Annotated in this window: 19 protein-coding genes, 1 tRNA gene and 2 pseudogenes; 11 read left to right on the top strand and 11 right to left on the bottom strand. The window is 69.4% G+C overall.

Going from position 1 to position 17949, the window contains the following annotated elements:
• Positions 1-26: 26 nt before the first annotated feature.
• Both GVO57_RS00440 and GVO57_RS00435 read right to left on the bottom strand, forming a co-directional pair.
• Complete coding sequence (locus GVO57_RS00440; RefSeq protein ID WP_160590941.1) at positions 27-503, bottom strand: glutathione peroxidase; 477 nt, start codon at positions 501-503, stop codon at positions 27-29.
• Between the two features lie 82 nt (positions 504-585).
• On the bottom strand, positions 586-2049 hold the full coding sequence (locus tag GVO57_RS00435; protein WP_160590939.1) for a glycerol kinase: 1464 nt from the start codon (positions 2047-2049) through the stop codon (positions 586-588).
• Between the two features lie 179 nt (positions 2050-2228).
• Between GVO57_RS00435 and GVO57_RS00430 the strand changes: the two genes are divergently transcribed.
• Positions 2229-2305 (top strand) — tRNA-Asp (locus GVO57_RS00430).
• 92 nt (positions 2306-2397) lie between these two features.
• Here GVO57_RS00430 and GVO57_RS00425 read toward each other — a convergent pair.
• Together GVO57_RS00425 and GVO57_RS00420 are read right to left on the bottom strand one after the other, a co-directional pair.
• On the bottom strand, positions 2398-2607 hold the full coding sequence (locus GVO57_RS00425; RefSeq protein WP_201752660.1) for a DUF2842 domain-containing protein: 210 nt from the start codon (positions 2605-2607) through the stop codon (positions 2398-2400).
• On the bottom strand, positions 2604-3182 hold the full coding sequence (locus tag GVO57_RS00420) for a 5-formyltetrahydrofolate cyclo-ligase (protein ID WP_160590935.1): 579 nt from the start codon (positions 3180-3182) through the stop codon (positions 2604-2606). Before GVO57_RS00420 ends, GVO57_RS00425 begins: the two co-directional genes overlap by 4 nt.
• Before the next feature lie 210 nt (positions 3183-3392).
• Between GVO57_RS00420 and GVO57_RS00415 the strand changes: the two genes are divergently transcribed.
• The 3 genes from GVO57_RS00415 to mltG all read left to right on the top strand — a co-directional run bounded on the left by GVO57_RS00415 (position 3393) and on the right by mltG (position 5963).
• Positions 3393-3629: an acyl carrier protein gene (locus GVO57_RS00415; RefSeq protein WP_160590933.1), complete on the top strand. Its 237-nt coding sequence runs from the start codon at positions 3393-3395 to the stop codon at positions 3627-3629.
• Between the two features lie 107 nt (positions 3630-3736).
• The gene (gene fabF, locus GVO57_RS00410; RefSeq protein WP_160590931.1) at positions 3737-4996 is read left to right on the top strand and encodes a beta-ketoacyl-ACP synthase II; all 1260 of its coding nucleotides are present in this window, start codon (positions 3737-3739) and stop codon (positions 4994-4996) included.
• A gap of 7 nt (positions 4997-5003) precedes the next feature.
• On the top strand, positions 5004-5963 hold the full coding sequence (gene mltG, locus GVO57_RS00405; protein WP_160590929.1) for an endolytic transglycosylase MltG: 960 nt from the start codon (positions 5004-5006) through the stop codon (positions 5961-5963).
• 84 nt (positions 5964-6047) lie between these two features.
• On the opposite strand, the pseudogene argC reads toward mltG, so the two are convergent.
• The 3 genes and pseudogenes from argC to GVO57_RS00390 form a co-directional block, all read right to left on the bottom strand.
• Positions 6048-6979: pseudogene (gene argC, locus GVO57_RS00400) on the bottom strand (N-acetyl-gamma-glutamyl-phosphate reductase).
• A gap of 42 nt (positions 6980-7021) precedes the next feature.
• Positions 7022-7321, bottom strand: coding sequence for a MarR family transcriptional regulator (locus GVO57_RS00395; protein ID WP_407695732.1), 300 nt, complete (start codon positions 7319-7321; stop codon positions 7022-7024).
• 230 nt (positions 7322-7551) lie between these two features.
• A pseudogene (locus tag GVO57_RS00390) lies at positions 7552-8957 on the bottom strand (leucyl aminopeptidase family protein).
• Between the two features lie 240 nt (positions 8958-9197).
• Between GVO57_RS00390 and GVO57_RS00385 the strand changes: the two are divergent.
• From GVO57_RS00385 to GVO57_RS00375, 3 genes are read left to right on the top strand one after another with little or no spacing between them, the layout of a single operon-like run.
• Positions 9198-9803, top strand: a complete 606-nt coding sequence (locus GVO57_RS00385) for a phage tail protein (protein ID WP_160590927.1) — start codon at positions 9198-9200, stop codon at positions 9801-9803.
• Complete coding sequence (locus GVO57_RS00380) at positions 9746-10201, top strand: phage tail protein (protein WP_233281587.1); 456 nt, start codon at positions 9746-9748, stop codon at positions 10199-10201. Before GVO57_RS00385 ends, GVO57_RS00380 begins: the two co-directional genes overlap by 58 nt.
• Before the next feature lie 11 nt (positions 10202-10212).
• The gene (locus tag GVO57_RS00375) at positions 10213-10728 is read left to right on the top strand and encodes a phage tail protein (RefSeq protein ID WP_160590923.1); all 516 of its coding nucleotides are present in this window, start codon (positions 10213-10215) and stop codon (positions 10726-10728) included.
• Between the two features lie 249 nt (positions 10729-10977).
• Here the strand turns inward: GVO57_RS00375 and GVO57_RS00370 are convergent, their stop codons facing one another.
• From GVO57_RS00370 to serS, 4 genes are all read right to left on the bottom strand, one after another.
• Complete coding sequence (locus tag GVO57_RS00370) at positions 10978-11706, bottom strand: PEPxxWA-CTERM sorting domain-containing protein (RefSeq protein ID WP_233281404.1); 729 nt, start codon at positions 11704-11706, stop codon at positions 10978-10980.
• 393 nt (positions 11707-12099) lie between these two features.
• Positions 12100-13455 carry a 30S ribosomal protein S12 methylthiotransferase RimO gene (rimO, locus tag GVO57_RS00365; RefSeq protein ID WP_160590921.1) on the bottom strand — a complete coding sequence of 452 codons (1356 nt, stop codon included), beginning with the start codon at positions 13453-13455 and terminating at the stop codon, positions 12100-12102.
• Between the two features lie 75 nt (positions 13456-13530).
• Entirely contained in the window at positions 13531-14295 is a 765-nt protein-coding gene (gene surE / locus GVO57_RS00360; protein WP_160590919.1) for a 5'/3'-nucleotidase SurE, read from the bottom strand.
• Complete coding sequence (gene serS, locus GVO57_RS00355; RefSeq protein WP_160590917.1) at positions 14295-15572, bottom strand: serine--tRNA ligase; 1278 nt, start codon at positions 15570-15572, stop codon at positions 14295-14297. Before serS ends, surE begins: the two co-directional genes overlap by 1 nt.
• Positions 15573-15715: 143 nt before the next feature.
• Between serS and GVO57_RS00350 the strand changes: the two genes are divergently transcribed.
• The 4 genes from GVO57_RS00350 to GVO57_RS00335 all read left to right on the top strand — a co-directional run bounded on the left by GVO57_RS00350 (position 15716) and on the right by GVO57_RS00335 (position 17796).
• Entirely contained in the window at positions 15716-16195 is a 480-nt protein-coding gene (locus GVO57_RS00350; protein WP_160590915.1) for a host attachment family protein, read from the top strand.
• 154 nt (positions 16196-16349) lie between these two features.
• Positions 16350-16631 carry a hypothetical protein gene (locus tag GVO57_RS00345; RefSeq protein WP_160590913.1) on the top strand — a complete coding sequence of 94 codons (282 nt, stop codon included), beginning with the start codon at positions 16350-16352 and terminating at the stop codon, positions 16629-16631.
• Between the two features lie 207 nt (positions 16632-16838).
• Positions 16839-17297, top strand: a complete 459-nt coding sequence (gene dksA, locus GVO57_RS00340; protein WP_160590911.1) for an RNA polymerase-binding protein DksA — start codon at positions 16839-16841, stop codon at positions 17295-17297.
• Positions 17298-17400: 103 nt separating this feature from the next.
• Positions 17401-17796: a PilZ domain-containing protein gene (locus GVO57_RS00335; RefSeq protein WP_160590909.1), complete on the top strand. Its 396-nt coding sequence runs from the start codon at positions 17401-17403 to the stop codon at positions 17794-17796.
• The last annotated feature ends 153 nt before the right edge of the window (positions 17797-17949 follow it).

Raw genomic sequence — 17949 nt, 5'->3', positions numbered from 1 at the left:
GCCCGCCATGGCCCGACGGGCTCCGGTCAGAGCAGCGCCTCGATGTCGCGGGCAATGGCTTCGGGCTTCACCGTCGGGGCATAGCGGCGCACCACCCGGCCGCTGCGGTCGATCAGGAATTTGGTGAAGTTCCATTTGATCGAGCGCGTGCCGAGCATGCCCGGCGCGCTCGCCTTCAGATGCGCATAGAGCGGGTCGGCACCGGGGCCGTTGACATCGATCTTGGCAAAGACCGGGAAGGTCACGTCATAGCTGGTCGTGCAGAAGGTGGCGATTTCCTGCGCGTCGCCCGGCTCCTGCCCGGCAAACTGGTTGCAGGGAAAGCCGAGCACGGCAAAACCCTGATCGGCAAAGCGGCGGTGCAGCGCCTCAAGCCCTGCATATTGCGGGGTGAAGCCGCATTTGCTCGCGACATTGACGACCAGCAGCACCTTGCCGGCATGGTCGGCCAGCCGGGCCGTGCCGCCGCCCGGTGCCTTCACCTCGAAATCCGTCACGTTCATCGCCGTCTCCCCCGGTTTGACGCTCTTGGCCCTTAAAGCCGGTTCGGCCAATCCGGTGCAAGGCGCGAAAACACACCCCCGCTCAGTCGATCAGCACCCCGCGCACCGCGCGTGCCCAGCCATCGAGCCGGGCGCGGCGCTGGTCGGCGGTTGCCGCCGGGCGGAAGCGGCGCGCGCCGCCGCGCATTGCCGCCGCTGCGCCAAGCGAATCGAACAGGCCCGCGCCCAGCCCGGCGAGCATCGCCGCGCCCAGCGCCGTCGTCTCGACGCTGTCGGGCCGTTCGACCTCCAGGTCCAGCAGATCGGCCATGTCCTGCGCCATCCAGTCATTGGCGGCCATGCCGCCATCGATCCTGAGGCAGGTCCAGTCGAACCCGTCGGCGGCAAAGGCGGTCTTCAGATCATGGGTCTGGTGCGCCTGCGCCTCGAGCGCGGCGCGCACGATATGGGCGCGGCCGGCGGCAAAGCTCAGCCCGGTGATCGCCGCGCGCGCCTCCGGCCGCCACCAGGGCGCGCCCAGCCCCGACAGCGCCGGCACCAGATAGACGCCGCCATTGTCGGGAACGCTCGCGGCCAGCGCCGCGGTTTCGGCGGCTGCGCCGATCAGGCCGACATCGTCGCGCAGCCATTTGATCAGGCTGCCGGCGACGAACACCGATCCTTCGAGCGCATAGGCGCGCTGGCCGCCAATCTGCCAGGCGATGGTGGCGAGCAGCCGGTTGCGCGAGGTCGGCAGGGTCGTGCCGGTTGCGGTCAGCACGAACGCGCCGGTGCCATAGGTCGCCTTGGTGTCCCCCGGCGCGAAACAGGCCTGGCCGATCGCCGCGGCCTGCTGGTCGCCGGCCAGGCCGCAGATCGGAATCGGATCGCCGAACAGCCGCGTCTCCCCGAATCGGCCCGCGCTGTCGGTGATTTCGGGCAGGGCGGCGCGCGGCGCGCCGAACAGCGCCAGCAGCCCGTCGTCCCAGCCGCCGCTGCCGATCGCCATCAGCGCGGTGCGCGACGCGTTGCTGGCATCGCTGATGTGCAGGCCGCCGGTCAGTTTCCACACCAGCCATGATTCGATCGTGCCGACCGCCAGCCGGTCGCCCGCCTCGGCCAGCTGCGGCCAGTTGCGCATCGCCCAGCCGATCTTGGAGCCGGAAAAATAGGGATCGAGCAGCAGCCCGGTCTTGGCCTGGACGGCCGCCTCATGGCCCTGCTCGCGCAGATCGGCGCACAAAGCTGCGGTCCGCCGGTCCTGCCAGACGATCGCGGGGGCGAGCGGCTGGCCGGTCTGCCGGTCCCAGAACACGATGGTCTCGCGCTGGTTGGTGATGCCGATCGCGGCGATTCGCGCCGCGCCGCCGGCGCGTTCGACCATCTCGGCGGCGCAGGCGAGGGATTTTTCCCAGATTTCGGAGGCATCATGCTCGACCAGCCCGGGTGCCGGATAGGATTGGGTCAGCTCGCGCTGGCTCATCCCCCGGCACTCGCCATCGGCTGAAAACAACATCGCCCGGGTCGAGGTCGTGCCTTCGTCGAGCACCAGGATCAGCTCTGCCATCGTCATCCTTTCGCCACCGGCTTCTATGTCCGTCGCCTCGGCATAGCGGCGGGGATGCGGCAGCAAAAGCGGGTGGGCGGACGGAAAATCGCCATCCGGGCAGATGATTTCGCACGATCGGCAATGATCTGCTTGACAGGGCTGTGCGGCTCACCTAACCGGCGCGCCTCAGCCGAAGCGCGGGTGTAGCTCAGTCGGTTAGAGCGCCGGCCTGTCACGCCGGAGGTCGCGGGTTCGAGCCCCGTCACTCGCGCCATTCGGTTGCACCGAAAAGGCCCGCAGGCACATCCAAGTGCTTGCGGGCCTTTCGTTTTTTCCGGTCCGGTGAAACAGGGGCGGCGGTGCGGATCAGCGCCAGCGGCCGGTCACCACCCAGCGCATCAGCGGGCGCGCCGGCAGCACCCAGATGATGCCGGCCAGGATATAGATCGGGGCCTGCACCAGGATCGGCAGCCCGCCGATCAGCGGCGAGAAGCTGGCGACGATCACCGCCCAGATCGCGATCAGCGCGAGCAGCGCAAACATGCCGACGACATTGCGGATGCTGGGGTCGATCATGTGATCCATTCCTTTTCGGTGACGACCGCATGGAGCGGCACGTCCCATGGGTCGTCGGGCACCAGCGGCACTTCCTGCACGCTCCACGCGACGCCGATGCGCTGCGCGTCGGGATAGCGTGCAAAGGCCCGGTCGTAAAATCCGGCGCCCTGGCCCAGCCGCCTCAGGCCCCGGTCGAACGCGATCAGCGGGGCGAGAATCAGATCGGGGGCAAGCTCCTCCGCCGTGTCCGGATCGGGCTGCATCAGGCCAAGCGGGCCGGGGCGGAGCGAATCACCCGCCGCCCAGGCCAGAAAGCGCATCGGCACCGCCGGCCGCGACACGAAGGGCAGGGCGATGCGCGCGCCGCGTGCCGCCGCCCAGTCGAGCAGCCCGGCGGGCGAGGCTTCGCTGCCGATCGCCAGATAGCCGGCGACGACCGTCGCATGGGCGAGCAGCGCCTGCAGCGGCGACGGGGGCATGCGCAGCGCGAGCGCCCGGCCGGCGGGATCGAGCGCCGCGACGAAATCACGCCGCGCCGCGCGGATGCGGGCGCGCATCGCCTGTTTTCCGTCGTCATTCGCTTCGCCGGTCATCGCCCGCCGCCCTTTCCGTGCCGCATTGTCCTATCCGCACCGGCCGCCGCCCGAACCCGGTGCCGCCGAGGTTCCACCCTCAGGCATGTTCAACCCTCAGGCATGGCGGATTTTTCCCTGGGGCCGGGTGCCATTGCCGCGCGGGGCTTGCCAGCTTTTCGTGGCGCGATTAAGCGCAGTGTCAAATTTACCTCTCGAAAAGGATCTCTCATGAGCGAGACTGCGGATCGCGTGAAGAAAATCGTCGTCGAGCATCTCGGCGTCGAAGCGGACAAGGTGACCGAGGACGCCAGCTTCATCGACGATCTCGGTGCGGACAGCCTCGACATCGTCGAACTGGTGATGGCGTTCGAAGAAGAATTCGGCGTCGAAATCCCCGACGATGCGGCCGAGAAGATCACGACCGTCAAGGACGCGATCGCCTATATCGACAGCAACAAGGGCTGATCGGACGGGCGGGGCGCTTGCTCCGCCGGCCGGCTTGAGCTGAAAAACGAAGCGGCTCTCCGGCCCATTTGGGGCCGGGGAGCCGTTTCGCGTCAACGGAGAAGAACATGCGTCGTGTCGTCGTCACCGGACTGGGTCTCGTCACGCCGCTCGGCAGCGATGTCGAGACGGCCTGGGGCAACATCATCGCCGGCAAGTCCGGCGCGGGGACGATCACCCGTTTCGATGCCAGCGACTATGTCTGCCGCATCGCCTGCGAAGTGAAGCCGGCCGACCATCCTTATGGCTTTGATCCCAATCGCCGCGTCGATCACAAGGTGCAGCGCCAGGTCGATCCGTTCATCATCTATGGCATCGACGCCGCCGGCCAGGCGCTCGAGGATGCCGGCCTGACCGACATGAGCGAGGCCGAACGGCTGCGCGCCGGCTGCTCGATCGGGTCGGGCATTGGCGGCCTGCCGGGGATCGAGAGCGAATCGCTGGTGCTCGAGCACAAGGGGCCGCGCCGTGTGTCGCCGCACTTCGTCCATGGCCGTCTGATCAACCTGATTTCGGGCCAGGTCTCGATCAAATACGGGCTGATGGGGCCGAACCATGCGGTCGTCACCGCTTGTTCGACCGGCGCCCATGCGATTGGCGATGCGGCGCGGATGATCGCGCTTGGCGACGCCGATGTCATGCTGGCGGGCGGCGCGGAAGGCGCGATCTGCCCGATCGGCATTGCCGGGTTCGCGCAGGCGCGGGCGCTGTCGACCGCGTTCAACGACACGCCGGAGCGCGCGTCGCGCCCTTATGACCGCGACCGTGACGGCTTCGTCATGGGCGAAGGCGCGGGCGTCGTCGTGCTCGAGGAATATGAGCGGGCCAAGGCGCGCGGCGCGAAGATCTATGCCGAGCTGGTCGGCTATGGCCTGTCGGGCGATGCCTATCACGTCACCGCGCCGCATCCCGAAGGGTCGGGGGCGTTCCGCTCGATGGAAATGGCGATCGCCAAATCGGGGCTGGCGCTTGCGGACATCGATTATGTCAACGCGCACGGCACCTCGACGCCGCTGGGTGACGAGCTGGAGCTGGGGGCGGTGCGCCGCCTGTTCGGCAGCGCGACCGAAACCTTGTCGATGAGCTCGACCAAATCGGCGATCGGCCATCTGCTCGGCGGCGCCGGCGCGGTGGAGGCGATTTTCTGCATCCTCGCGCTGCGCGACCAGATCGTGCCGCCGACGCTCAACCTCGACAATCCGAGCGACAGCTGCGCGGGCGTCGATCTGGTGCCGCACAAGGCCAAGGAACGGCGGGTGCGCGCGGTGCTCAACAACAGCTTCGGCTTTGGCGGCACCAATGCCAGCCTGGTGCTGAAGGCGGTCTGAGGCGGCGATGAAGCGGCTGCTGCTCGTCCTGGTGGCCGCCGCGTTCATCGCGGGAGGCGCGGTCTGGCTCGCCTGGGCCGGGCCCGGCCCCGCCGCCCGGCCGGTTGCGGTCACCATTGCCCCCGGCTCGACCCTGACCGGGGCGGCGACGGCGCTCGAACGGGCCGGGGCGATCGGCTCGGCGCGGCGCTTCCTGCTGCTTGCCCGGCTGTTCGGCGGCACCGGCGCGATCCAGGCCGGCGAATACCGGGTCCCGGCGCGGACGAGCGCGCGCAGCCTGCTGAATCTGCTCCGCTCCGGCCGCGTCACCCGGCTGATGGTGACGATCCCCGAAGGCATGCCCTCGGTGCTGGTTGCCGAGCGGCTGGCCGCGATCCCCGAACTCACCGGGCCCGCACCGGTGCCGCCCGAAGGCTCGGTGCTGCCCGACAGCTATGCCTATCGGCGCGGCGAGGCGCGCACCGCCGTAATCGCGCGCATGCAGAAGGCGATGGACGCCACGCTCGCCCGGCTCTGGGCGGCGCGCAGCCCGCGCGCCCCGGTCGCCAGCCCGGAGGAGGCGGTCATCCTCGCCTCCATCGTCGAAAAGGAAACCGGCGTTGCAGACGAACGCACGATGGTTGCGGGGGTCTATGCCAACCGGCTGAAGGTCGGGATGCCGCTTCAGGCCGACCCGACGGTCATCTATCCGGTCACGCGCGGGCGTCCGCTCGGGCGGCGGATCCTGCGGTCGGAGCTCAGGGCGAAGAACGGCTACAACACTTACGCCTCGCCGGGCCTGCCGGTCGGGCCGATCGCCAATCCGGGGCGCGAATCGATTGCCGCCGTGCTCGATCCCGCGCCCACCGATGCGCTCTATTTCGTCGCCGACGGGCGCGGCGGGCATGTGTTTGCCGCCACGCTTGCCGAGCACAATGCCAATGTCCGCCGCTGGTATGCGATCCGCCGCGCGCGCGGCGAGATGTGAGGCCTGATGCCAGCGCGCTGAGACGCTCAAGCGCGGCACGGGCTTCACCACTGCCCGATGCGTGAAGCTCATCGGGCAGTGGTGTTACACCCTCAGACCCTGATATTCGCCAAGGCCGAGCGCGAGGTTCATGTTCTGGACCGCGGCCCCCGCCGCGCCCTTGCCCAGATTGTCGAGCGCCGCAACCAGCCGCACCTGCCGCCGCGCATCATTGCCGAACACGAACAGGTCGATCCGGTCGGTGCCCGCGACATGTTCGAGCGTCAGCACCTCGGTCGCATCGGCCTCGTCCAGCCCGGCGACGCGCACCAGCGGGCTGCCGGCATAGGCGGCGGCCAGCGCCGCGTGCAGCTCGGCGCGCGGCGGGGCGGCGGCCAGCGGCACCTCGACGATCATCCCGCGATAGCTGCGCGCGACCGCCGGGGTGAACAGCGGCGGATGGGCAAGCCCGGCATGGGCCTGCATCTCCGCGACATGCTTGTGCGCCAGCCCCAGGCCATAGATGCGAAAGCCGGTGTCGGTCGCGCCGGGGGCATCGCGGTCCTCGAACGCGGCGATCATCGCCTTGCCGCCGCCCGAATAGCCCGATGTGGCATGGACGCTGAGCGGCCGGTCGGCGGCGATCAGCCCGGCGCGCACCAGCGGCGCGACCAGCGCGAGAAAGCCGGTCGGGTAGCAGCCGGGGTTGGAGATGCGGCGGCTGGCGGCGAGCGCGTCGCGCCCGACCAGCTCGGGAAAGCCATAGTCCCAGCCCGGCGCGACGCGGTGCGCGGTCGAGGCATCGATGATCCGCGTCGCCGGATTGTCGATCAGCGCCACCGCCTCGCGCGCGGCATCATCGGGCAGGCACAGGATGACCGCATCGGCCTCGTTCAGTGCCGCGCGCCGCGCCGCCGGGTCGCGGCGCCGGTCGGGGCGAGGCGGATGATCTCGATATCGCTGCGGCCGTCCAGCCGGTCCGCAATCTCAAGCCCGGTGGTGCCGGCCCCGCCGTCGATGAACAGCCGCGCGGTCATGCGCCTGCCGCTCCCGTCGCAGCACAGTCAGACGTGGCCCGGTCAGGCGTGCGCCGGTTCCCGTGCCCGGCGCGGTTCATCGGGCTGCGCATCGGTGACGCGGCCTGCGGTGCCTGCGGTGATGAACTTGCCGAAATGCTCAAGAAACCGTGTCCCTTCCCGTGTCGGCGCGACGAAGATGTTGCGGCGGTCCGCATCGTCGCGCTCGCGCCGCAGATAGCCGAGCGCGCCGAGCCGGTTCAAGGCGCGGGTGATCACGGGTTTCGAGACGTTGAGCGCGGCGGCAAGGCCGCGCACCGTATGCGGGCCGGGCTGCAGGCAGACGAGCAGCAGCAGCGCCATCTGCCGGTTGGTCAGGTCGGGCTCGCCGGAGCGGACATAGCCGAGCAACGTCTGCAGCCACGGGTTGAGACCGGTTTCCCTCACGCATCACTCTCCTGCCGCCCTCCGGCCGGACACGGGACGGAGAGGCATGTGGAGCCTGAAACGCGCGGCACGCCCAACGGTTGCCTCGACCGCGCGCTTTTTCGGCCATCGGCTGCGTGCCGGTGCGCCGATGTGGCGTCAGGCGGTCAGGCGGACGGATAACGGGCGCGCAGCATCGCCCAGGCCGCGCGCAGCCCCAGCGCCTCGCCGCCCTTGGGCCGCCCCGGCCGGGGCTTGGATGCCCAGGCAAAGGTGTCGAGATGCGCCCAGGGGATGGCGGACGGCACGAAACGCTGCAGGAACAAGGCGGCGGTGATCGCCCCGGCCATCCCGCCTTCGGGCGCATTGTCGAGGTCCGCAATCTCCGACCGCAGCATCTCGTCATAACCGGCCCAGAGCGGCAGCCGCCACAGCGGATCATGCACCGCACCCGCCGCGGCGGCCAGATCGCCGGCCAGCCGGTCGTCATTGGCGAACAGCGCCGGCAGATCGGGGCCAAGCGCCACGCGCGCCGCGCCGGTCAGCGTGGCGAAATCGAGCATCAGCTCGGGCAGCTGCTCTCCGCCCGCACCTTCGGCGGCGCGGGCGAGCGCATCGGCCAGGATCAGCCGTCCCTCCGCATCGGTGTTGCTGACCTCGACGGTCAGCCCCTTGCGGCTGCGCAGCACGTCGCCGGGGCGCATCGCATTGCCCGCGACGGCATTTTCAACCGCCGGGATCAGCAGATGCAGCCTGACCGGCAGCCGCCGCCGCATCACCAGCCGGGCAAGCGCCAGCGCATGGGCGGCCCCGCCCATGTCCTTCTTCATCAGCCGCATCGCCCCGGCAGGCTTCAGGTCAAGGCCGCCGGTGTCGAAACACACGCCCTTGCCGATGATGGCGATGCGCGGATGGTCGCCCTGGCCCCATTCCAGCTCGATCAGCCGGGGTTCGCGGCCCGGCGCTGCGGCGCGGCCGACGGCGTGGATCAGCGGATGTTCGGCGGCCAGCGCCTCGCCCGCCGTCACGCGCAGCATCGCCCCGCAGTCCCCGGCCAGCGCCTCGGCCGCCGTCTGCAGCCCGGCCGGTCCCATATCTTCGGCCGGCGTGTTGACCAGATCGCGGGTCAGGGCGACGCTTTCGGCCAGCGCGACCAGTTCGTCGATGCGCGCCGGATCGGGCGTCAGCAGCACGCGCGGCCCGACCGGATGTTCGGGGCCTTGTAGCGGTCGAACCGGTGCTGGGCGAGCATCCAGCCCAGCGCCCCGGCGTCCGGATCGCCATCGGCCAGCCGGTAATGCCCCTCGGGCAGCTGTTCGCCGAGCGAGGCGAAACGCCAGGGCGAGCTTTTGGCCTCGTTGCACACCAAGAGCATCGCCCAGTCGTCAGGCGCATCGCCGGGCAGCACCGCGCGGTTGCCGGGACGCCCGGTCAGCCGGTGCGCGGCGACGATGGCGCGGATGCGCGGCGGCTGCGCGGCCAGCCATGTTTCCCAGCCATCGGGATGAACGATGTGCAGCGTGCGCGCGGGCTGGCCGCGATCCGGGACCAGAAGGGCGGAGAAATCGGTCATTCCCCCTGTCTAGGCCGGATCGCGGCGCGCGCAACCGCCACCATGCGCCGGGCGCGCGGCAACCGCGGGTGGCACCCGATGATCGCCGGTGCGCCGCGGGGAAAGGTCCGGGACGGATGCGAATGGCTTTGGGGCTCCGCCGTCCGCCGGGTTAGGGTGCGCCCCGGCCCGGACGCTGGCGACAGCGTATCGGCAAGCCAGCATGGGCAAACAAGCCAGCATGGGCAAAGGGGTGCGGGCATGGCCTTGATCGGGGAAATCAAGCTCTGGGCGGGCACCTATGCGCCGCAGGGCTGGGCATTCTGTGCCGGGCAGTTGCTGCCCATCAGCGACCATGAACTGCTCTATGCGACGATCGGCACCATTTATGGCGGCGATGGCAGCACCACCTTCGCGCTGCCCGATCTGCGCGGGCGCGTGCCGGTGCACCAGGGGCCAAGCTATCCGCTCGGGCTGCTGACCGGCAGCGAAAAGGTGGCATTGCTTGCCGCGCAGCTGCCGCAGCACGGCCATGCGGTCGCCGCGGCGGCAACCGCGACCGGCGGCAATCCGGCCGGCAATGTCTGGGCGGCAATCGCCAGCGAGGAAAGCGCGCCCTATTCGACCGCCGCCGCCAACGCCGTGATGGCGGATGCCTGTATCGGCCAGACCGGAAGCGGCGTGCCGCACGAAAACATGATGCCCTATCTGGTGCTCAACTACATCATCGCGCTCGAACAGACCTATGATGACACCCCTATCTCGCCGAGGTGCGGGGATTTGCCTTTGGCCGCATCCCGAAAGGCTGGGTGGCGTGCGATGGCAGCCTGCTTGCGATCTCGTCCAACTCGGCCCTGTTCGCGCTGATCGGCACCTATTTCGGCGGCAACGGCGTGGCCACCTTTGCGATGCCGAACCTTGTCGGGCGGGTGCCGGTGGGCGTCGGGGCGGGGCCGGGCCTGTCGCAGCGTGTGCTGGGCGGAGCGGCGGGTGTCGAGCAGGTGACGCTGTCGCCGGAAGAACTGGCGGCGCACAATCATCTTCCCAGCTGTTCGGGGGCCGCCGGCAACAGCGTGACGCCGGTCAACGCGGTCTGGGCGGCCGATCCGTCGGAAACGGCCAAATATGCGGCGTCCGCCGGGGCGGCGATGGCGGTCAACGCCATCGGCCAGACGGGCGGCAGCGGCGCGCATGAGAACCGCCAGCCCTATTTGGCCATCAGCTATGCCATCGCCCGCGAGGGCATTTTTCCGCCCCGCGGATAAGGGAGTTCCAGATGGTCGACGCGCCCTATGTCGGCGAGCTTCGCCTGTTCAGCGGTCAGGTTCCCGATGGCTGGGCGCCGTGCGACGGCACCCTGTTGTCAATCGCCGCCAACCAGGCGCTGTTTGCGCTCATCGGCACCATCTATGGCGGCGACGGGCGGATCAACTTTGCGCTGCCCGACCTGCGTGAGCGGGTGGCGATCGGCTATGGCTCCGCGGCGGACCTGTCCGCCTATCCGATCGGGGCAAGCGGCGGCCAGGCGGCGGTCGCGCTGACCCGCGACCAGATGCCCGCCCATGGTCATCAGGCCTTTTGCGCAACCGGTCCCGGCGGCGCGGACAGCCCCGGCAACGGCGTGTGGGCGGTCAACATGAACGAGGCCGCTTATGCCCAGACCGCAACCGGCACCATGGCCCCGCTTGCGCTGACCCTGGTGGGCGACAACCAGCCGCACCCGAATGTGCAGCCGACCCTGGCGGTGAACTGGGCCATCTGCCTGCAGGGCGTTTTCCCGAACTTCGAATAGGGCGTTTTCAGGCCGGGTGGACGTGCCCCGGCGGGTCGGAAAACGCGGCAAACCAGACACCGAGATCGGCACTGGGTCCGCGTGCATCGGCCCGGCCGGTCCGGGGGGCTGGTCGGCTCCATCTTCCGGGTCGCGGGCAGATCCGGCCCGGCGCAGCGATGCGGAGACGGCGGTCGCGCGCCTCGAGGCCCCAAAAAAAGAGGCCGGGCGGTTGTCCGCCCGGCCCCGACATCATTCGTCGATCCGCCCTCAGGCGGTGCGGAGCACCGGGCGGCGGCGGCGCAGCGCCGTGCCGGCCAGGCCGAAGCCCGCGATCATCATCGCCCAGCTTGCCGGCTCGGGGATCGGGTCCGGCCCCGGCGGGGTCGTCGCAGTGTTGATCGTCAGCTTGGCGAAATCGAGGATCGCGGCGTTGAAGTTCGTGCCGCCCAGCACATTGATGCCCGGCCCCTGCAGGTTGAGCACGAAGGTCGACGTCCCGCTCAGCAGCTGGGCATAGACCAGCTCGGGCAGCTCGATCGTGTAGAGCCCGTAAATGCCGGTGCCATAGGGGCGCGACTCGACTTCGCGGTCGAGCAGCGCCTTCAGGCTGAGGCCGTTCAGCGTCAGCAGCCCGACCTGGCTGCCGGCGGCTTCGGAATCGATGTCCCAGATGCCGATCTGGAGAAAGGCGCTGCTGACCGTGCCGCTGAGCGCACCATAGCTGTGCGTCCAGCTGGCGCTGAAGTTCTGCTGGCTGTCGATGCCCAGCAGCACGTCGAACGGCGTCGGGTCCGCAGAGCCGCTGAAGCGCAGCGATCCGAATTGCTGGCCGTCCGCGGCGGCGACGCCGTCGACCTGCACCTGCGTGCCGCGTTGGTCGATGGTTGTCGCCGCGCTGACCGCCGGGGCCAGCACTGCGGCGGCTGCCATGGCGGCGATGGTCCGCACGGTGCGCGCGCCGGCCCATTTCATGATGTTGTTCGTGACCTTGCTCATGACGTTGATCTCCACCCCTGATGGGCCGCCGGAATGTCCGGGCGGCCGTGCCCGATGCGCGCCAGATGCAAAGGCCGTGGCCGGGCCGACATTCAGTGAACGTCGCGTTTACCTTTAGTCAGGTTCAGTAATCGCGCAACATCAACTTTGATGTCATGGATGCTCAAAGCGGGACAATTGCCGGAGTTCGGGTGGCGGCTGCGCCCTGTCAATTGACCGCGGTCATGGTGCTGGCCTCAGTCATTGAACGGCCCTGGTCATCGCCGGCAGTCAGCGCAGCGATGGCCGGGGCTGTTTGGGGATGCGCGCATGGCGGACGGCCCCGGCCGGCACTCCGGCCGGTCAGCCCATCGCAATATCCTGTGCATGGCCGGCGCGGCGTCGCCGGGCCGGTCAGATCGCCGGGCCGGACGGAACCCCGAACAGGTCGTGCGCGTCCGCATCCTCGATCAGGACGGGAACGATGTCGCCGGGCTTGAGGCCGGCGGCGTCGCGCAGCAGCACCTGGCCGTCAATCTCGGGCGCGTCGGCCTGGGACCGGCCATTGGCGCCGCCTTCTTCATCGACCTCGTCGATGATCACCGGAAGCGTGCGCCCGATCCTGGCCTTGAGTTTGGCAGCGGAGATCGCGGCGGTCTTGTCCATCAGCCGCTGATACCGCTCTTCCTTCACCTCTTCGGGCACCGGATCGGGCAGGGCGTTCGCCGCCGCGCCCTCGACCGGCTCAAAGCGGAAGGCACCGACGCGGTCGAGCTGCGCCTCGTCCAGCCAGTCGAGCAGATACTGGAAATCGGCCTCGGTCTCGCCCGGAAAGCCGACAACGAAGCTCGACCGGATCGCCAGATCGGGCGCGATCGCCCGCCAGGCGCGGATGCGTTCCAGCACCTTGGCGTCATTGGCCGGGCGGCGCATCGCCTTCAGCACCTTGGGGCTGGCATGCTGGAACGGGATGTCGAGATAGGGCGTCACCAGCCCGTCCGCCATCAGCGGGATCACCTGATCGACATGCGGATAGGGGTAGACATAGTGCAGCCGCACCCAGACCGGGCGGTCGGCGGTGCCGAGCCGCCCCAGCTCGCGCGCCAGGTCGGTCATGTGCGCGCGCACCTCGCCGCCCTTCCACGGCCAGGACTGGTGGCGCAGGTCGAGCCCGTAAGCCGATGTGTCCTGGCTGATCACCAGCAGTTCGCGCGTGCCGGCGGCAACCAGCTTTTCCGCCTCGCGCAGGATCGCGTCGGGACGGCGGCTGGCCAGATCGCCGCGGATCGAGGGGATGATGCAGAAGGCGCAGCGATGGTTGCAGCCCTCCGAAATCTTCAGATAGCTGTAATGGCGCGGTGTGAGCTTCAGCCCCGCCTCGGGCACCAGATCGAGGAAGGGCGACGGCACGGGCGGCGCGGCCTCATGCACCGCACCCACCACCGCTTCATATTGATGCGGCCCGGTGACGGCGAGCACGTCGGGGAAGCGGGCGCGGATGACGTCCGCCTCATTGCCCATGCAGCCGGTGACGATCACCCGGCCGTTTTCGGCAATCGCCTCGCCGATCGCCTCCAGGCTTTCTTCCTTGGCGCTGTCGAGAAAGCCGCAGGTGTTGACCAGCACCACATCGGCATCGGCATAGTCGCCCGACAGCTGATAGCCATCGGCGCGCAGCTTGGTCAGGATGCGCTCGCTGTCGACCAGCGCCTTGGGGCAGCCGAGCGAGACCATGCCGATCTTGGGCGGGGTGGGGAGGGTGGTGGTCATGATGAAGCCGCGCCCATTAATCCAGACGCGCCGGCTTTTCCAGTCCGGGTCCGTGCGGAGGGGGGCAGGCCCCGATCAGTCGAACAGCCGGGCGATGGGCGCGAGCGACTCGCGGTGGGTCAGGTCGAGCTGAAGCGGCGTGACCGCGACATAGCCGTCCTGGACCGCCTCGAGATCGGTGGCATGGGCCGGCGTCTCGATCGTCGGCCCGAGGCCGAACCAGTGATACTCATAGCCGCGCGGATCGCGGTTGGAGACGATGCGCAGCCGGCCATAGTCGCGAAAGCCCTGGGCGACGACGCGCACGCCCCTGACCTGATCGGCCGCGCGTGCCGGAAAGTTGACGTTGATCAGCGTGCGCGGCGCAAGCGGCAGGCCGATGAGCGGGCGGAGCACGCGTTCGCCCCAGGCGCGGGCGGCGGCGAAGGGCACATCATCGCCCGGTGCCTCGGCCGCATGGACCTGGCTGAGCGCGATCGACCGCACCCCGGCCAGCGCCCCTTCCATCGCCGCCGACACCGTACCCGAATAAGTCACGTCCTCGGCCAGGTTGGCACCGCGATTGACCCCCGACAGGATCAGGTCGGGCGGCGTGTCGCCCATCACCTTGGCGAGCGCCATCATCACCGAATCGGTCGGCGTGCCGGTGACGCAGAAGCGCCGCTCGCCCAGGCGCCGCAGCCGGAGCGGGCGGGTGATGGTGAGCGAATGGCCGGCGCCCGACTGTTCCTCGGCCGGGGCGACCACCCAGATATCGTCCGACAGGGTGCGGGCGATTTCCTCCAGCACCGCCAGCCCGCGGGCGTTGATGCCGTCGTCATTGGTGAGGAGGATCCGCATCAGGCCGGCCCGATCGCCTCGTCCCCGCCCAGATAGGGGCGCAGCGCCGCCGGCACCGCCACCGACCCGTCGGCGCGCTGATGGTTTTCGAGCACCGCGACCAGCGTCCGCCCGACCGCAAGCCCCGAGCCGTTGAGCGTGTGGACGAAGCGGGTCGTCTTCTCACCCGCCGGGCGGTAGCGGGCGTTCATCCGCCGGCTCTGGAAATCGGTGCAGGTCGAGCAGCTCGAAATCTCGCGGTAGCGCGCCTGGCCGGGCAGCCAGACCTCAAGGTCATAGGTGCGCGCGGCGGCAAAGCCCATGTCGCCGGTGCACAGCTTCATCCGCCGGAACGGCAGCTCCAGCCGCACCAGAATGTCTTCGGCACAGGCGGTCATCCGCTCATGCTCGGCCTCCGACGCCTCGGGCGTGGTGATCGACACCATCTCGACCTTGTCGAACTGGTGCTGGCGGATGAAGCCGCGCGTGTCACGCCCGGCCGCCCCGGCTTCCGACCGGAAACAGGGGGTGAGGGCAGTGAGGCGCAGCGGCAGTTCCGCCTCGGTCAGGATCGCTTCGCGGACGATGTTGGTCAGGCTGACCTCCGACGTCGGGATCAGCCAGCGCCCGTCGAGCGTGCGGAACGAATCCTCGGCAAACTTCGGCAGCTGCCCGGTGCCGAACATCACCTCGTCGCGCACCAGCAGCGGCGGCACCGCCAGCTCATAGCCATGCTGGCCGGCAAGCGTGTCGAGCATGAACTGGCCAAGCGCGCGGTACAGCCGCGCCACCGGCCCGCGCAGCAGCGTGAAGCGCGCACCCGCCAGCTTGACGCCGGTGTCGAAATCCAGCCCCAGCGCCGGGCCGATCGCATCATGTTCGCGCGGCGCAAAGACGAAATCGGGCGGCGTCCCGCGTTCATGGACCAGCGCATTTTCGGTCTCGTCGGCGCCGTCCGGAACATCGGCGAGCGGCAGGTTGGGAATGACCGCCAGCCGCGCCTCAAGCGCGCCGGTCAGCTGCCGTTCGGCATCCTCGAGCGCGGGCAGGCTGTCCTTCAGGCCGGCAACTTCCGCCATCAGCGCCTCGGCGGCTGCGTCGTCGCGCTGCGCCTTGGCCTGGCCGATCGCCTTCGACGCCTCGTTGCGGCGCGCAAGGGCAGCCTGCAGCGCGGTCGCCGCCGCGCGACGGCGTTCGTCGAGCGCGAGGATTTCGGCGGCGGCCGGTTCCAGCCCGCGCCGTGCCAGCCCGGCATCGAAGGCGGCCGGATCGTCCCTGATGATGCGGATGTCGTGCATGGCACCGGCTATGGCCGGGCCGGCGATGCCGCGCAACCCCGCCCCTGAACCACGCACCGCGCAACCGCGTGCGCGCCTGCCGCGTTTCCCGGCCACGGCCATGATCCGGGTGGCGATCTTGGCGCGTGAGAGGGAGGCCGGAGATGAGGATTCCGCACGACACGCTGGTGCTGGTGGCCGATGGCAGCCGGATGCTGTTGTTCCGCAATGCCGGCAGCCCGTTCGAACCCGAGCTGGAGCTGCTGACGGCGGCCGAGCAGGACAATCCCCGGACCGCCGCGCAGGGCACCGATGCGCCGGGGCGCGGTTTTGCGTCCGCCGGTGCGCCGATGCCGGGCGTCCCGGGGCGGCAGGGCGGTGCTGCCCGGCGCAGCGCCTATGCCAACACCGATTTCCACAATCTGGAAGAAGCGCGCTTCGCCGCCGATGCCGCCGCGATGCTCAACGCCCGCGCCGAGGCCGGCAGGCTCGACCGGCTGGTCGTTATTGCCCCCGCCCGGACGCTGGGCGAGCTGCGCGACCATTATGGCAGGGCGGTCGCCGACCGGCTGATCGGGGAGGTGGCAAAGGATCTGACCAACCATCCGGTCGACCGGATCGCGGCGATTCTGGCTGATGCGTGACCGGGCCGATGCTGTGTGTTGCACGCGTGTGAACGCCCGGCTCCGGGTTCGCCCTTAGGGGAAAAATCGTGGTTCATCCGTAGTTTCACAAGCTTGCGGGAATGGCTGTTCTTGGCCGATTTTGCCCCTGTCCAGACGGAAAGGGAGCAGCAGCATGGGCAATCAGGACATGGCGGTCCGGCCGGCATCCGAAACCCGGGCGCGCCTGGAAGCGGGGCTGGACATGACCCGTGCGCTTGGCGAGCATCTGAACTGGATCCTCCATCTGGCGCGCGAAGCGGCCGAGCACCGGACGCTCGCGCTGGACGCCGCTTCTGCCGAACTGCGCGAGGCGCATCTGGAAGTGGCCGCAGCCTATCAGAAGCGGATCGAAGAGGCCCGCCGCGCGATCGGCACCGCACCCCCTTCCGGCGCCGAGGCCCGCCGCGCCGCCTGAACCGCCTGATGCTCCGTGGCGCGGCGCTGAACGGCGCGGCGGGATGCCGCTGGCCGTTACTTGGCGTCGGTCTCGCCGGTTCCGGACCTTTTTCACGCCCCCCGCACACGCGTGCGGCGCTTGTGCTGCATTGTCCGCCCGTTTATAGCCCGCCAGCGAGGGCGCGGACCCGGCTGCATAGCGGGCCGCGAAGGGCGGAGAAGGGCTATGGCGACGGCTGTGAGTAGCGTTGACGAAAGCGGAAAAACCCTGTTGCCGGTCAATGACGACGATTATCGTCCGTCGGCCGACGAAGAGTTCATGAACCCCAGGCAGCTTGCCTATTTCCGGAAAAAGCTGCTGGCCTGGAAGGACGACATCCTGCGCGAGGCGCAGGACACGCTCGATCATCTGCAAAAGGAATCGTTGCGCGAGCCCGATGTCACCGACCGCGCGTCGAGCGAGACCGACTGGTCGATCGAGCTCCGGACCCGCGACCGGCAGCGCAAGCTGATCTCCAAGATCGATGCCGCGCTGCGCCGCATCGACGAGGGCGAATATGGCTATTGCGAGGTGACCGGCGAACCCATCTCGCTCGCCCGGCTGGAAGCGCGGCCGATCGCGACGATGACCGTCGAGGCGCAGGAACGGCACGAGCGGCAGGAAAAAATCTCCCGCGACGAGTGAAACGGGGTTAAGCGCCCGTTTAACCTTAATCCGATGTCGACCTTTTTTGGCGAAGCGACAAGGGTGGAACTGCCACTTTTGGAGCGTCGCCCGGTCGTCCGTCATGTCGAAACCCGACGATCATCTTCCGGATCGCGCCCAGGCGCGGCTCAATTTCTTCCTCGGCACGGCGATTGGCTGTGGCGACGGGGCGAGCTGGCCGGCGCGCGTCCGTAACCTGTCACCCGGCGGGATGATGATCGAGCTTGGCGAGCGGCTGGCGGTCGGCCAGCCGGTCGAGGCGGAGCTGCGCGGCGTCGGGCCGGTGTCGGGAACGGTCGTCTGGGCGCGTCCGCCGCGCTATGGTGTGCGCTTCGACCAGCCGGTGGATCCGGAGATCGTGCTGCGTCCGCAATCGGCCCCCGGCTATGCGGCACCGGCCTTTGCCAAGGCCATTGTCGTCACCTCCCGCAAGCTGACCGAGGCCGCGCGCAAGCCGCCATTGTTCCGCATCGATTGAGACGGGACTCGCCGGCCTTCACCCCGGCCGGCCCGCGCAGCTGCCTTGCCGCAGGGTGGGCGGCCTGCGCCTGTGGCAGCGACGAGCCTGTCGGTCGCTGCACCGGGTATTCTGGTTATCGGGGGGGTGGTCGGGCGCACGCTGTGCGCGGGG

This window comes from Sphingomonas changnyeongensis, assembly GCF_009913435.1.
Taxonomy (GTDB): domain Bacteria; phylum Pseudomonadota; class Alphaproteobacteria; order Sphingomonadales; family Sphingomonadaceae; genus Sphingomonas_B; species Sphingomonas_B changnyeongensis.
This window is presented reverse-complemented; position numbering and strand designations above follow the sequence as displayed.